The organism is Bradyrhizobium centrosematis (assembly GCF_045571495.1).
In the GTDB taxonomy this organism is placed as follows: Bacteria; Pseudomonadota; Alphaproteobacteria; order Rhizobiales; family Xanthobacteraceae; genus Bradyrhizobium; species Bradyrhizobium centrosematis.
Genome location: NZ_CP120703.1, coordinates 4,334,356 through 4,346,815, shown reverse-complemented (window position 1 = coordinate 4,346,815; position 12,460 = coordinate 4,334,356). Strand labels below are relative to the sequence as shown.

The following is a 12,460-nucleotide window of genomic DNA, read 5'->3' as shown; positions in this document are numbered from 1 at the left end:
TTGGTTACTCGGCTTCGCTGCGTATATTCGCCAATTCACGCGCCATGGCAACAAAGCCCGAGATCGGAATGGTCTCGGCGCGTCGCGTCGCCTCGACGCCGGCGGCTTGCGCAAGCCGCGCCGGATCGACGCCGAGCGACTTCAGGCTTTGCCGCAGCATCTTGCGGCGCTGGCCGAAGGCGGCGGCTGCGACCTGCTCGAGCAGCCTGCGATCGCACGGCAGCGGCTCTGCGCGCGGCTTGAGGCGCACGACGGAGGAGGTGACCTTCGGCGGCGGCACGAAGGCCGACGGCGCGATGTCGAACAGGATCTTGGTCTCGCAGCGCCAGTTGGCGAGCACGCCGAGCCGGCCATAGGCCTCCTCGTCTTCGTGCGCTACGATGCGCTCGCCGACCTCGCGTTGGAACATCAGCACCATCATGTCGTACCAGGGCGGCCAGGGCTCGGTGGTCAGCCAGTTGATCAGGAGCTGGGTCGCGATGTTGTAGGGCAGGTTGGCGACGATCTTTGCTCTTTCTCCGTTGAGCAGCGGGCGCAGGTCGAAGCTCATGGCATCGCCATGCACGATCTCGAGCCTGCCAGGATAGCGCGCGGAAATATCCTGCAAGGCAGGGATCGCGCGCTCGTCATGCTCGATGGCGATCACGCGCCGTGCGCCGAGTGCGAGCAGCGCGCGCGTCAGCCCGCCGGGGCCCGGGCCGATCTCGACGATGGTGGTGTCTTCCAGCGGTGCCGCCGCCCGGGCGATGCGGGCGGTGAGATTGAGATCGAGCAGAAAGTTCTGACCGAGCGATTTGCGCGCCGACAGCGCGTGCTGGCGAATGACCTCGCGCAGCGGCGGGAGATCGTCGATCGCGCTCATCAATTTTGCGAAGCCGCCATGCGGCTGGCAAGCTGAAGCGCCGCGATCAGGCTCGCCGGATTCGCCTTGCCGGTGCCGGCGATGTCGAAGGCGGTGCCGTGATCGGGCGAGGTGCGGATGAAGGGCAGGCCGAGCGTGACGTTCACCGCGTCGTCGAAGGCGATGGTCTTGATCGGGATCAGCGCCTGGTCGTGATACATGCAGACGGCGCAGTCATAGGTGCTGCGTGCAGCCTCGTGGAACATGGTGTCGGCGGGCAGCGGGCCCTTCGCCTCGATGCCGTCGGCGCGCAGCGTCCTCAGCGCCGGAGCGATGACGGTCTGCTCCTCATGGCCGAGCGAGCCGTCTTCGCCGGCATGCGGATTGAGGCCGGAGATCGCGATGCGCGGCCGCGCGATTCTGAAGCGGGATGTCAGCTCGGTTGCGACGATGCGCACGGTTGAGACGATCAGCTCGCTGGTGAGCTGGGCCAGGGCATCGCGCATCGAGACGTGGATGGTCACGGGCACCACGGCGAGCCGCGGCGACCACAGCATCATCACCGGCTGCGGCACGCGCCCGTTCTCCGCGGCGAGCTCGGCGAGGAATTCGGTGTGGCCGGGATGACGGAAGCCTGCGCGGTAGAGCACGCTCTTGGCGATCGGATTGGTGACGACCGCGCCGGCGCGGCCCTCGCGGACATCGGTGACCGCCTGGCGGATCGAGGCAAGCGCGGCCGGTGCGCTCGAGGCATCGGGCTTGCCGGGCTCGGCGGTCGCGTGCTCGCCGGTGGCAACCACGGGCAGGGCATTGGTGAAGGCGGAAGCCGCCTCGCCGGGGCTCACCGCCGCGGTTCTGATATCGGTCCCCAGCGTGGCGGCGAGCGCCCTGGCGCGCCGTGCGATCAGCGCCTCGTCGCCGAGCAGATAGAAGGCGGGCAGGTTCAGCTCACGGCGCCTCAGCCAGGCTGCGATCGTGATGTCTGGGCCGATGCCGGCCGGCTCTCCCAGGGTCAGGGCTAGGGGAAGGGCAAACGGCTTTGCTGCGCGATTGGCCATCAGCGATTGCGATATTCGATCATCGCCGCCTTGCGGAGCTCGTCGAGATAGGCCTTCTGGGTCTTCTCGTATTTCTCCTGATACATCTTCTCGCGAACCTCGCGCTTCTTCGGCGTATCGATCATGGTCGGCTTGCGCGAGCACAGCACCACCATCTCGATGCCGTTCTTGGTCATCTCGGGTGCGGTCAGGTGGCCGATCGGGGTATCGTCGAGCACCTTGCGCAGCGCCTCGGGCAATTCGGCGGTGGTCTTGGTGACGCTGTCGCGAATGGTGGCGTTCGGCGTCGAGCGGAACAGCGAATTGGCTTCCTCGCAGCTTCCGACGCGCGCGCGGTAAGCCTCGGCTTCCTTCTTCCTTGTCTCCAGGAACGCCGCGGACGAGCCGCGCGGCACGATCAGCACGATCGGCTGCATCTTGTATTCGGTGCCTTCGATCTGCAGCTTGTCGCCGGTCTGCGCCTGTACGGCCTGCGCGACGTCGCGCTCACCGACCAGCAGCTTCTCCTTGAAGCGGCCGCGCACCAGGCTGGTCCAGACCATCTCGGCCTTCATGCGGCCCTTCAGCGTCTCGGGGCGCACGCCTTTGGATTCGAGCGATTTGGTGAGCTGCTCCGGCGTGATGCGCATGCGCTGCGCCATGCCCTCGTAGGACTGGTTGACGTCGGTGACGCCGGGGTCGACCCCGTACTTCTTGCCCTCCTTGAGCTTCACCTTGTCGTCGATCAGCTCGTTGATGACCTCCTGCCGGCCCGGGGTCTTCTGCGTCGTCAGCTGGTCGAGCTTGGAGCGCTGCTCGATGTCGAAATCGGTGATCGGATCGCCGTTGACCATGACGACGATGTTCTGCGCGCGCGACGGCGAGGGCAATCCGGTGAGGACCAGAGCCGCACCGATGGTCAGCAGGAGGCGGAAGGCGGGCAATGAGATCGTCATGATTGTCGCTCGCAGGTCAGCCGCGTCGAGCCTGTGATGGGGCAAGCGCGGCCGGCACTTCAAACCGTTCACTGGAGGCCGGAGGAACTGCTGGTCGTCGACGTGGTCGCCAGCGTGCGCAGGCCGATCTGGAACATGAACGCATGGCTCAGCACGGGCGGCGTGGTGCCCGCAGAATAGCTATACGAAGTTACATAGTTCGCCGCCAGCACGAAGCAATCGTCGACATAGCCGGCACCGAGCACATATTGGTTGATCTTGTTGGCCTCGAGGTCCCAGCGCGCCGAGCCCGACACCACCCAGTTGTTCGCGACCTTCAGCGATCCCGAGGTCAGGATGCCCTCGCGGCGGGTCAGATAGCCGAGTTCCGGCTGCGCTGCGTAATTGCCGTACAGCACGCTGACCGACCAGCGATTGAAGTTGGCGCGGCCTTCCGCCTCGAAGCGCTGCACGTTCCAGGTCTGCTCGTCCATGCGGGAGCGGACGCTGAAGGTGTAGGTGCTGTTGGGCGAGTAGCTGGCGCTCGCGACGTAATCGGAACGCGGCTTGTCCAGGCCGGAATCGATGCCCGTGTTGATGGAGTCCTGGACCGCGAAGGAGTTCATGCCGAACAGCTGGTAGGACTGGCCGAACAGCACCTTGACGGCGCCGCCCTTGTCGAACTGCGTGGTGGACTGCACGCCGACATTGGCGCGGCCGCCGCCCTCGACGCGATCGTAGCCGGAGAACTTGTCGACGCTGAACAGGTTCGAGGTGTCGAACACCATGCTCTGGGCGTCCTCGTTCGGGAGCTTGCCGGCATAGGACTCGTTGGGTCGGATGATGATCTGCGCGATCGGCTCGACCGTGGTCGATCCCCAGGGCTGAATGTTGATGAACGGATAGCGGTATTCGAGGCCAACGGTCGGCATCAGGCGGAACGCCTGGGTATCGCCGACCGGAAGATAGTTCGACACGCCCGGCTGGTTCGAGACCGAGGAGTTGATCGCGTCGGCGCGCAGACTGGCGAACGGCGTCCAGATCTGGCCGAACGGATCGGTGTAGGACTTGCGCCACTGCGCTTCCGCCGTGAGGCGGGTGTAGGTGCCGGGGAAGCCGCGCAACAGACACTGCGACGGCATGCGGGCGAGCGGATCGGCCGACGCCGTCGTGCACAGGCTGTTGGTGTTGGCGAGCGTCGTGATCGGATCGAACACCGCCTGGTCACGCGTCAGGTTCACGAAATTGGTCTTGTAGCTGAACTCGCCGCCGAAGACGGGATAGTTGAGCACGTTGGAGTAGTCGATCACCGGATAGACGATCGGCACCTGGCTCTGATTGCCCGAATAGCTCAGCCAGTACATCGTGCGCGCGTCGAAGAAGCTGCGGTTGCCGACACCGGTCAGATAGAGCTGCGACAGTGCCTCCGTCGGCAGCAGCAGGAACGAGCCGAGCGGATCGCGGTATTGATAGAGGCGGTAGTCCGAGAAGAAATAATAGTCGGACATCAGGACGCCGTCCCAGCCCCAGACCCATTTGTCGTTGAGCGCGAACTGACCCTTGGTGTCGACGGCGCCGCGGAACTGGCGGTCGCCGGGCTGGCCGGCAAACGCGCCGGGATCGAGCTGGTCGATGCCATAGGCGCGGATCTGGTAGGCGCCGTCGATCAGGCGCTGCCGGAACTCGCCCTGCAGCAGCACGCCCTGCCGCGACAAGAAGCGGGGGGTGATGGTGGCATCCATATCGGGCGCGATCGCCCAATAATAGGGAACTTCGACGCCGTAGCCGGTGTTCGTCGTGCCGGCAACATAGCCCGGCATCAGGAAGCCGCTCTTGCGCTTCACGGTCGGGTCGGGCGTCGAGAAATAGGGCATGTAGGCGAGCGGCACGCCGAAGAATTCCAGCTGTGCCGTCTCGAAATACAGCATCTTCTCCTGCTGGTCGTGGATGATGCGCGCACCCTTGACCTGCCATAGCGGCGGCTTCTTCGGATCGTCCTTACACGGCGCGCACGCCGTGTAGACGCCGTTCTCGAACACCGTGTAGTTGCCGCTGGAGCGGTCGGCGCGGCTCGCGGCCATGCGGGTCTGGTCGGCGGTGTCCACGCGCAGCGAATCGACGAAACCGTCGCGGTAATCGTCGGAGAGATCCATGATCTCGGCATAGGTGATCTTGCCGTCGGCATCCGTCATGCGGATGTTGCCTTCGGCATGCAGCCGCTTGGTCTTCTGGTCGTAGATGACCCTGTCGGCTTCGACGCTGGTGCCGTTGTAGAACAGCTGAACGTTGCCGACCGCGGAGACGCGCGAATTGTTGTAGTCGTAGTCGACCTCGGTCGCCTGAACCAGCATCTGGTTGTCGTTGGCGGCCTTCGGCGGCTTGGGGCGCGGCGGCAGCGGATTGTAGGTGAAGCTCTGGGCGGAGGCGGGGGCCACGAACGCAGCGTCCATCAGCCCGCCGAGCGAGGCAGCGGCGACGACGGCAAGCAGCAGCCTGCGGACGGACACGCCGATCCCGTTCGCGCGCACCAAGGTACGCCGCGTCAAACGAGACACGAGCCCTCGTTGGACGGCAGTCACTAACCGTCCTCCTGATAGAGCAAGGCCAAAAAGCCGGTGAGGCCGCCCACTACAACGGGCAACCACGCCGCAGCGATCGGATGCATTAACTCAGCCTTGCTCAAGTCCTCAGTTACTTTCGACAGAACGTAGAGCAGAAAGCCTGCGCCCACGCCACTCAAAACCATCTTTTGCACGCCGCCCATCCGGAAGAAGCGCAACGACACGGAGGCCGCGAGCATCACCATGGCCGCTAGCAAAAACGGCTGAGCCAGAAGCTTCTGATACTGGAGTCGGTATCCGGCTGTCGCGAAGCCCGAGCTTTCGGAGGAGCGGATGTAGCTCGGTAGTTGCCAAAAGGACACAGTCTCGGGGGTGGAAAAGCTGTTGCGGACCTGTGCCTCGGTCAGCGTCGTCGGAATCTCCAGGCTGGCCTGGTCGATCGGCGGCGCGTCGAGCGAGAAGCGGCGGACGCCCTTGAACAGCCAGCGGCCGGCCTCGAGCGTCGCCTCGCGCGCCTCGACCCGTTCCTTGAAGTGCTGGTCCGGATCGAATCGGAACAGCGTGAGCCCGGTCAGCCGGATGCCCTGCTGCTCGCTGCGCGCCGCATTGATGATGGTCTGGCCGTCGCTCGTCACCTGATTGAGCCAGAAGCCGGAGGCATCCTGGATGCCGCCGCCGGGCGCCGAGCCGAACAGCTCGGCCTCCATGCGCTTGGACAGCTCGCGCAAGTTCGCCGACATCGGATTGTAGGCGACGGTGGCGATCACGCCGATCAGCAGCGCGCTGCCGAGCGCCGGCGAGATGAACTGCCAGGCCGAGATGCCGGCGGCGCGCGCGACCACGAGCTCTAATCGGCGGGAGAGCGCGAGATAGCAGGTCATGGCGCCGATCAGCATGCAGAACGGCGTCAGCTTCTCCAGCAGCTGCGGCACCCGGAACAGCGAGGTCTCAGCCACCATGAGCGCGGAGGCGGATGCCAGCCCTGATGTCTTGCGCACCATCTCGATGTAGTCGACCAGCACCAGCAGCAGGAAGATGCTGGCGAACACGCCGAGCGCGGCGACCACGAAGCGGCCGGCGAAATAGCGGCCGAGTGTGTTGGTGAGCATGCTCATGCGGTGGCCGGACGTCCGAATAGCCGCGCGATGCGCGCGTTCGACCTGTTGATGGCCTCCATTAGGCCAGGCGGCGGCTCGACCACGACGCCGCCGATGATCATCCACAGCCCGAGGCCGATGGCGCCGAAAACCATCGCGTATTGCACCAGCACCGGGCTTGACGACTTCACCGCCATCACCGAGCAGGCAAAGCCCGCCATGCGCAGGCCGAACACCGCGAAGATCGAGGAGCCGATCGAGAAGTTGCGGCTCTGGCGGGTGGTGCGCGGCGCGCCGAGGAAGGCGAAGGTCAGCACCGCAAAGGCGAAGGGATAGATCGGCGCGAGCAGGCTGTCGTGCAGGGCGGAGCGGAACTGGCCGGGAATCTGCTTGTAGACGGGATCATCCTCCGACGGCGAGAACAGCTCCCAGAGGTAGCGCTCGCGGATGCCGAGGGTGACGTCGCGACCCTGGTTGGAGAATTTCGACATGTCGAAGCCGTAGCGGCCGAACGCCACCAGCGCCGGATCGCGCTTGCCCGCCTCGAAGCGCTGGAGATTGCCCGTCTCCAGCACCAGGAACGAGCCGGTGTCGTTCTTCACGACCTCGCCGCGTTCGGCGACGATCGAGACGCGCTCGTTGGGATCGCGGCGGTCGTCGATGAAGATGCCGGCAAGGATGCCGCCGGGCAGGCGTTCGCGAATCCGGATCGTGAGGTTCTTGTCGAGCTGGGCGAAGCGGCCGGGCTGCAGGATGTTGGTGAGCACGTCCGCGGTGATCTCGGCATCCCACTGCTTGATCCGCCGCATGCCGTCGGGGGCGAGATACGCCGCGATGAAGGCGACCAGCAGCGCCACCACGCAGGTGGCATAGAAGAACGGATAGAACAGCCGGAACGGCGAGAAGCCGGCGGCATTCATCACGATGATCTCGGAATCGGTCGCGAGCTTGTTGAGCGTGTGCGAGATCGCGATCATCAGCGCGATCGGCGAGATGATCAGGACCAGCGCCGGGATGACGAGGCTGGTGATGCCGAGGAAGGTGAGGATGGTCTGACCGTGGCTCGTCATCAGGTCGATGCCGCGCAACGCCTGCGTAATCCAGATCACGCCGGTAAGGCTGACCAGGACCAGCGCAAACGACGCCAGCGTCGTGCGGAAAATATACCTATCGATCGACCCCATGCGCTACCGCACGAATCCCCACCAAGACCCCAATTCCAGGCCGGAAGTCCGGCTGCCCAACCAATCCCCGATCGGGGATCCCCAAGGTTGGCCAACAGCTCTTCCGCCAGCTTACTCTCTCACTACCATCCCTTTGATCCGTCAACAAAATGGCTGCCCCATGGCACCCTCAACATATGGTTAATAATTCCCTCGTTGTGGCGTGGAGGCCACGGGGGGTGCTTGGCATCTGCCGGGCCGCTGCCCCATAGTGCGTATGGCGCAGTGAATCGTCGTTCAGGTATGGCCCCGGCCAGCAGCCTGAATGACAAGAAGATCAAGTCTTTTGAAGGAGTTACCCATGTCCGATGCCATCAAGGTCGGCTTCGTCCCATTATCATCAGCCGCCCGTGGCATCCTGGTCGTGTTCTGCGACGACAACTTGAAGGTCGGCCCAGCGACCGCCAAGGCGCTGGGCGGCGCTGTCGATCTCGTGAAGCGCGCGGCGGCCGCCGCTGCCTTCAAGGGCAAAAGTGGGGCCGCGCTGGACATCCTGGCGCCGGAAGGGGTCAAGGCCACCCGCCTGCTCGTGATCGGCGCCGGCAAGGCGGCCGGTCTCAAGGCGAACGATTTCCTCAAATTCGGCGGTGTGGCGGCGAGCAAGCTTTCCGCCGGCAGCGCCGCCATGACCATCATGGCGGAGCTGCCGGATGGCGCCATGACGAGCGAGCAGGCGGTGGCGATCGCCTCCGGCCTGCGGCTGCGCGCCTACAAATTCGACCGTTACAAGACCAAGAAGAAGGACGGCGAGGAGGGCGGCTCGCGCGCCGATGTCTCGCTTGCGGTCGGCGATGCCGCTGCTGCGAAGAAGGCGTTTGTCGCGGCCAGCCATGTCGTCGACGGCGTGATGATCGCGCGCGACCTCGTCAACGAGCCGCCGAACGTGCTGTTCCCCGAGGAGTTCGCGCGCCGCGCCAGCCAGCTCCGCAAGCTCGGCGTCAAGGTCGAGGTGCTCGACGTCAAGGCGATGCAGAAGCTCGGCATGGGCGCGCTGCTCGGCGTCGGCCAGGGCTCGGCGCGGCCGAGCCGCACCGTGATCATGCGCTGGGACGGCGGCAAGAAGGGCGAGGCGCCGGTCAGCTTCATCGGCAAGGGCGTCTGCTTCGACACCGGCGGCATCTCGATCAAGCCGGCCGGCAGCATGGAGGACATGAAGGGCGACATGGGGGGTGCGGCCTGCGTCGTCGGCCTGATGCACGCGCTGGCGGCGCGCAAGGCCAAGGCCAACGTGGTCGGCGCCATCGGCCTCGTCGAGAACATGCCCGACGGCAATGCGCAGCGGCCGGGCGATATCGTCACCTCGATGTCGGGCCAGACCATCGAGATCATCAACACCGATGCGGAGGGCCGCCTCGTGCTGGCCGACGTGCTCTGGTACGTCGCCAAGAAGGTGAAGCCGAAATTCATGGTGGACCTGGCTACGCTGACCGGCGCGATCGTGGTCGCGCTCGGCACCGAGCATGCCGGCATGTTTTCCAACAATGACGAGCTTGCCGAGCGCCTGCTGACGGCCGGCATCGAATGCGGGGAGAAGGTCTGGCGCATGCCGCTCGGTCCCGAATACGACAAGCTGATCGATTCCCAGTTCGCCGACATGAAGAACACCGGCGGCCGTCATGGCGGCTCGATCACGGCGGCGCAGTTCCTGCAGCGCTTCGTCGACGGTGTGCCCTGGGCCCATCTCGACATCGCCGGCACCGCCATGGGCGCGCCCAAGACCGACGTCAACCAGAGCTGGGGCAGCGGCTACGGTGTCCGCTTGCTGGATCGCCTGGTCGCCGACCATTACGAGCGCAAATGATCCTGTGATGACCGAAGTCCTGTTCTATCATCTGCAAAACATGACGGTGGAGAACGTGTTGCCGCCGCTTCTCGAGAAATCGCTCGAGCGCGGCTGGCGGGTCGTGGTGCAGTCGACCTCGGAAGAACGGGCCGACGCGCTCGACGCGCACCTGTGGACCTATCGCGACGATTCCTTCCTGCCGCACGCGACATGGCGCGTGAGCGATGCCGCCGATCAGCCGATCGTGCTGGCTGTCGAGGAGGGCAACCCCAACGGCGCCCATGTCCGCTTCCTGGTCGATAACGCAGCCCTCCCGGAGGATGCGCAGGGCTATGAGCGCATGGTGCTGCTGTTCAACGGCGACGATCCGGACGCGCTGGCACTCGCCCGCAGCGCCTGGACGGATTGCAAGGCGCGGGGATTTGATGTCACCTATTGGCAGGCCGACGAGCGGGGTCGATGGCAGCGTCGGAATTAGCGTCCTTGGCAATCATCCTTGGCAATTAATGATAATTTGCACTTTTCGGGCGATGCTGGTCTTGGCCACCTTCGTGCCGCAAAGTGATGTTGGGACAAACGCTTAGGGCTGGTCCTTCACCTGGGGAATTTGGTTTATCGTGCGACATCAAAAGCTTCCCGGCTCGCTCATCATTGCGTTGGCCGCCGTAGCACCGCTGGTCGCGGGCTGTTCGAGCGGGACCGATCTGCTGTCGAAGGACGCCGAATGGTTCCAGAGGCCCGGCCGTCTCTTCATCAAGAACATCTCGATCGAGTCGCCGCCGCTGACCCCGGACAAGCCGGTCGGAGCTGAGGATCTCGTCAGCGCCGACGGCGCCTGTCCCGGCATGGCGCCACCGCCCGGGCCGGCCGATGCCAATGCATCGACGACGGCGCCGGCGCCGATGGGCGGCACGGTCGCGCTCGGCCATACCGAATGCGATGTGGTGCGCGGCATCGGCGCGCCCTCGAGCGTCAATCTCTCCAACGATGCCGCCGGCCGCCGTGTCGCCGTAGTGACCTGGACCACCGGCCCGCGCGCCGGCATCTACACCTTCACCTCGGGACGCCTGTCCTCGATCGAAGGCAATCCCGAGCCGCAGCCGGTGCCGAAGGCGGCGAAGCCGAAGAAGAAGCACGCCTGAGTGCCCGTGCGGACAAGGAATGTCGGCGGGCTGCCTTCAGCTCCGGGTTGGATGTCTGCCCAATGTCTCGGATGGATTTTCGCCGAACAGGGCGCGGTAGTAAGCCGAGAACCGGCTGAAATCGGAGAAGCCTTGCTTGAAGGCGACCTCCGCCACCGTGATCCCGGTCGCAACCCCTTGTTGCAGGAGCAGCCGCGCCTCGCACAACCGCTTTTGCCGCAGATATCTCATCGGTGGGATGCCGAGGACCTCGTCGAAGGCTCGGTGCAGCGCGCGCCGGGACACGCGCAAATAGGAGAGAAGCTCCGAGATGTGGACCGGAGCATCGCCCGAACCATCGAGATAGTCCTGCGCTCTCCGCACCAGCCGTTGGGGTGAAGAGACGAAGATTTCCGATCGTTCCGAGTTTGCAATCGCGTAGCATGCGCTTTCGATGATGGCGCGCTTCCAGTACTCGGCCTCGGACGGTCCCAACTTGCCGGCGCATCGCTCGAAGCCGGCCATGATGCTTCTCAGCACGTGGGTCGAAGCCTGGCCTGTTTCAGGATTGGTGCGAAACGCACTCTTTACCAGCCACACGGTCGGCTCGCTGAACCGGCTGTCGGGTCCGAAGAAGCGTGCCATGTCTCCGGTCGAGACTGAGAGTGCGCCGAACGATACGCCCGCGACGTAGCGGCTTTGATGTTCCACGCCGGGAGACCAGATCCGAATGCCGCCGATGCTCCGCGAGCGCGCTGTCTGCCTGCCGGTCTCCGTCAGGAAACCGATCGTGATGCGGTCGTCGCTGTAGACGCCGCGGGAGATAACCCCGTGCGAGAACGTGCCGAAGCCAAGCGATAGTCCCGCGACACTCGCATGCTTCAAATGGCCCTGCATGCGACCGGGCTGGATCTGGATGATCTCGGCGTTGCTGGTCGGGGTCGCGGCTCGAAGCTGTTCGAACCCGTCGATCGTGATCTCGCCGCAGCTGATGGTGCTGCCGCCATGACCCCGCTCGATCATCCTGACGACGCCCGGCATCTCTGATCCTCTGGTCCGCATCTCAACGTCCGCCGTCATTGCGACGAAAAAGCGGCGTGGCCAATTCGTGTCGAATTGCACGCGTTCCATCCATTTGAAAGCCAATCGTTTTTCGGTCGAACGCGGCAGGGCGTCGCAATGGCACAAACCGCGCATCACAGGAGGCGCAAGGTGAGTTATCGTTGGTATGCAATCACTACGCGATGACCCCGCCGAAGCAGCGCACCGACAGGAGACCCCAATCCCCATCACCGTGAGGCTGATATAGGCGCCTGTATCGTTCGCGCGCGAAACAAGAAAAGTCTGGAGCCTGACAATGCCGTTTGGTCGCCCCAATTTCGATCGTCTGCCTGGAATTGCTTTCCGTAGTGCGCCTTCGATCCTCCTCGCCGTAGCGGTCTGCCTTGCCACCCCAGGCACGCTTGGGGCGGCGCCCATGGCGCCTCACGCAGCAAGCTTCCAATTCGAAGACGATGTCACACCGGTCCGCGCCATCGCACATCGCGGAGGCGCTGTGGTTGGTCCGCGCGGAGGCGCCGTGGTCCGCCGCGGCACGGCGGTGGTCGGGCCACGCGGCAACGTCGCCGTGCGCCGAACGACGGTCGTTCGGCCTGGCTATCACGGCGGCGGCGTTCGCTGGGCGCGACCCGGCTGGTATCGATGGCCGGTCGGCGGCGCCATCGCAGCTGGTGCTGCGATCGGCTTCGTGACCGCGGCGACAGCGGCGGCTTGGGCGGGCGCGGCGCCGGCACCCGGCATGTGCTGGTACTACACCGATCCCTCCAGGACCCAGGGCTTTTGGGATTACTGCCCTCAGTAGC

Annotated in this window: 11 protein-coding genes; 4 read left to right on the top strand and 7 right to left on the bottom strand. The window is 64.9% G+C overall.

All coding sequences use genetic code 11. The features are described 5' to 3' along the window. Window positions 1-4: 4 nt before the first annotated feature. The 6 genes from rsmA to lptF form a co-directional block, all read right to left on the bottom strand. Window positions 5-862 (bottom strand): 16S rRNA (adenine(1518)-N(6)/adenine(1519)-N(6))-dimethyltransferase RsmA, encoded by an 858-nt coding sequence (gene rsmA, locus P6U31_RS20990; protein ID WP_407183581.1) that lies wholly within the window; start codon window positions 860-862, stop codon window positions 5-7. Continuing rightward, window positions 862-1,899, bottom strand: a complete 1,038-nt coding sequence (gene pdxA / locus P6U31_RS20985; protein WP_407183579.1) for a 4-hydroxythreonine-4-phosphate dehydrogenase PdxA — start codon at window positions 1,897-1,899, stop codon at window positions 862-864. The genes rsmA and pdxA overlap by 1 nt, the downstream gene beginning before the upstream one ends. Beyond that, a complete protein-coding gene (locus P6U31_RS20980) occupies window positions 1,899-2,834 on the bottom strand; it encodes a SurA N-terminal domain-containing protein (RefSeq protein WP_407183578.1) in 936 nt (311 codons plus the stop codon). The genes pdxA and P6U31_RS20980 overlap by 1 nt, the downstream gene beginning before the upstream one ends. Before the next feature lie 68 nt (window positions 2,835-2,902). Continuing rightward, window positions 2,903-5,392 (bottom strand): LPS-assembly protein LptD, encoded by a 2,490-nt coding sequence (locus tag P6U31_RS20975; protein ID WP_407183577.1) that lies wholly within the window; start codon window positions 5,390-5,392, stop codon window positions 2,903-2,905. Then, window positions 5,392-6,489 (bottom strand): LPS export ABC transporter permease LptG, encoded by a 1,098-nt coding sequence (lptG, locus tag P6U31_RS20970; protein WP_407183576.1) that lies wholly within the window; start codon window positions 6,487-6,489, stop codon window positions 5,392-5,394. The genes P6U31_RS20975 and lptG overlap by 1 nt, the downstream gene beginning before the upstream one ends. Further along, window positions 6,486-7,655 (bottom strand): LPS export ABC transporter permease LptF, encoded by a 1,170-nt coding sequence (gene lptF, locus P6U31_RS20965; RefSeq protein WP_407183575.1) that lies wholly within the window; start codon window positions 7,653-7,655, stop codon window positions 6,486-6,488. Before lptF ends, lptG begins: the two co-directional genes overlap by 4 nt. 340 nt (window positions 7,656-7,995) lie before the next feature. On the opposite strand from lptF, the gene P6U31_RS20960 reads away from it, so the two are divergent. From P6U31_RS20960 to P6U31_RS20950, 3 genes are all read left to right on the top strand, one after another. Continuing rightward, complete coding sequence (locus P6U31_RS20960) at window positions 7,996-9,495, top strand: leucyl aminopeptidase (protein ID WP_407183574.1); 1,500 nt, start codon at window positions 7,996-7,998, stop codon at window positions 9,493-9,495. A gap of 7 nt (window positions 9,496-9,502) precedes the next feature. Next, window positions 9,503-9,955 carry a DNA polymerase III subunit chi gene (locus tag P6U31_RS20955; protein ID WP_407183573.1) on the top strand — a complete coding sequence of 151 codons (453 nt, stop codon included), beginning with the start codon at window positions 9,503-9,505 and terminating at the stop codon, window positions 9,953-9,955. A 178-nt stretch (window positions 9,956-10,133) separates the two neighbouring features. Next, entirely contained in the window at window positions 10,134-10,619 is a 486-nt protein-coding gene (locus P6U31_RS20950; protein ID WP_407189902.1) for a hypothetical protein, read from the top strand. 36 nt (window positions 10,620-10,655) lie between these two features. Here the strand turns inward: P6U31_RS20950 and P6U31_RS20945 are convergent, their stop codons facing one another. Next, on the bottom strand, window positions 10,656-11,975 hold the full coding sequence (locus P6U31_RS20945) for a helix-turn-helix domain-containing protein (protein WP_407183572.1): 1,320 nt from the start codon (window positions 11,973-11,975) through the stop codon (window positions 10,656-10,658). 100 nt (window positions 11,976-12,075) lie between these two features. On the opposite strand from P6U31_RS20945, the gene P6U31_RS20940 reads away from it, so the two are divergent. Next, window positions 12,076-12,459 (top strand): hypothetical protein, encoded by a 384-nt coding sequence (locus P6U31_RS20940; protein ID WP_407183571.1) that lies wholly within the window; start codon window positions 12,076-12,078, stop codon window positions 12,457-12,459. Window position 12,460: the final 1 nt, after the last annotated feature.

What these genes read in the sequence shown, in the direction of transcription:
- lptG (WP_407183576.1), bottom strand. Translation starts at nt 6,489, where the DNA reads ATGAGCATGCTCACCAACACACTCGGCCGCTATTTCGCCGGCCGCTTC.
- rsmA (WP_407183581.1), bottom strand. Translation starts at nt 862, where the DNA reads ATGAGCGCGATCGACGATCTCCCGCCGCTGCGCGAGGTCATTCGCCAG.
- P6U31_RS20980 (WP_407183578.1), bottom strand. Translation starts at nt 2,834, where the DNA reads ATGACGATCTCATTGCCCGCCTTCCGCCTCCTGCTGACCATCGGTGCG.
- P6U31_RS20955 (WP_407183573.1), top strand. Translation starts at nt 9,503, where the DNA reads ATGACCGAAGTCCTGTTCTATCATCTGCAAAACATGACGGTGGAGAAC.
- pdxA (WP_407183579.1), bottom strand. Translation starts at nt 1,899, where the DNA reads ATGGCCAATCGCGCAGCAAAGCCGTTTGCCCTTCCCCTAGCCCTGACC.
- P6U31_RS20940 (WP_407183571.1), top strand. Translation starts at nt 12,076, where the DNA reads ATGGCGCCTCACGCAGCAAGCTTCCAATTCGAAGACGATGTCACACCG.
- lptF (WP_407183575.1), bottom strand. Translation starts at nt 7,655, where the DNA reads ATGGGGTCGATCGATAGGTATATTTTCCGCACGACGCTGGCGTCGTTT.
- P6U31_RS20960 (WP_407183574.1), top strand. Translation starts at nt 7,996, where the DNA reads ATGTCCGATGCCATCAAGGTCGGCTTCGTCCCATTATCATCAGCCGCC.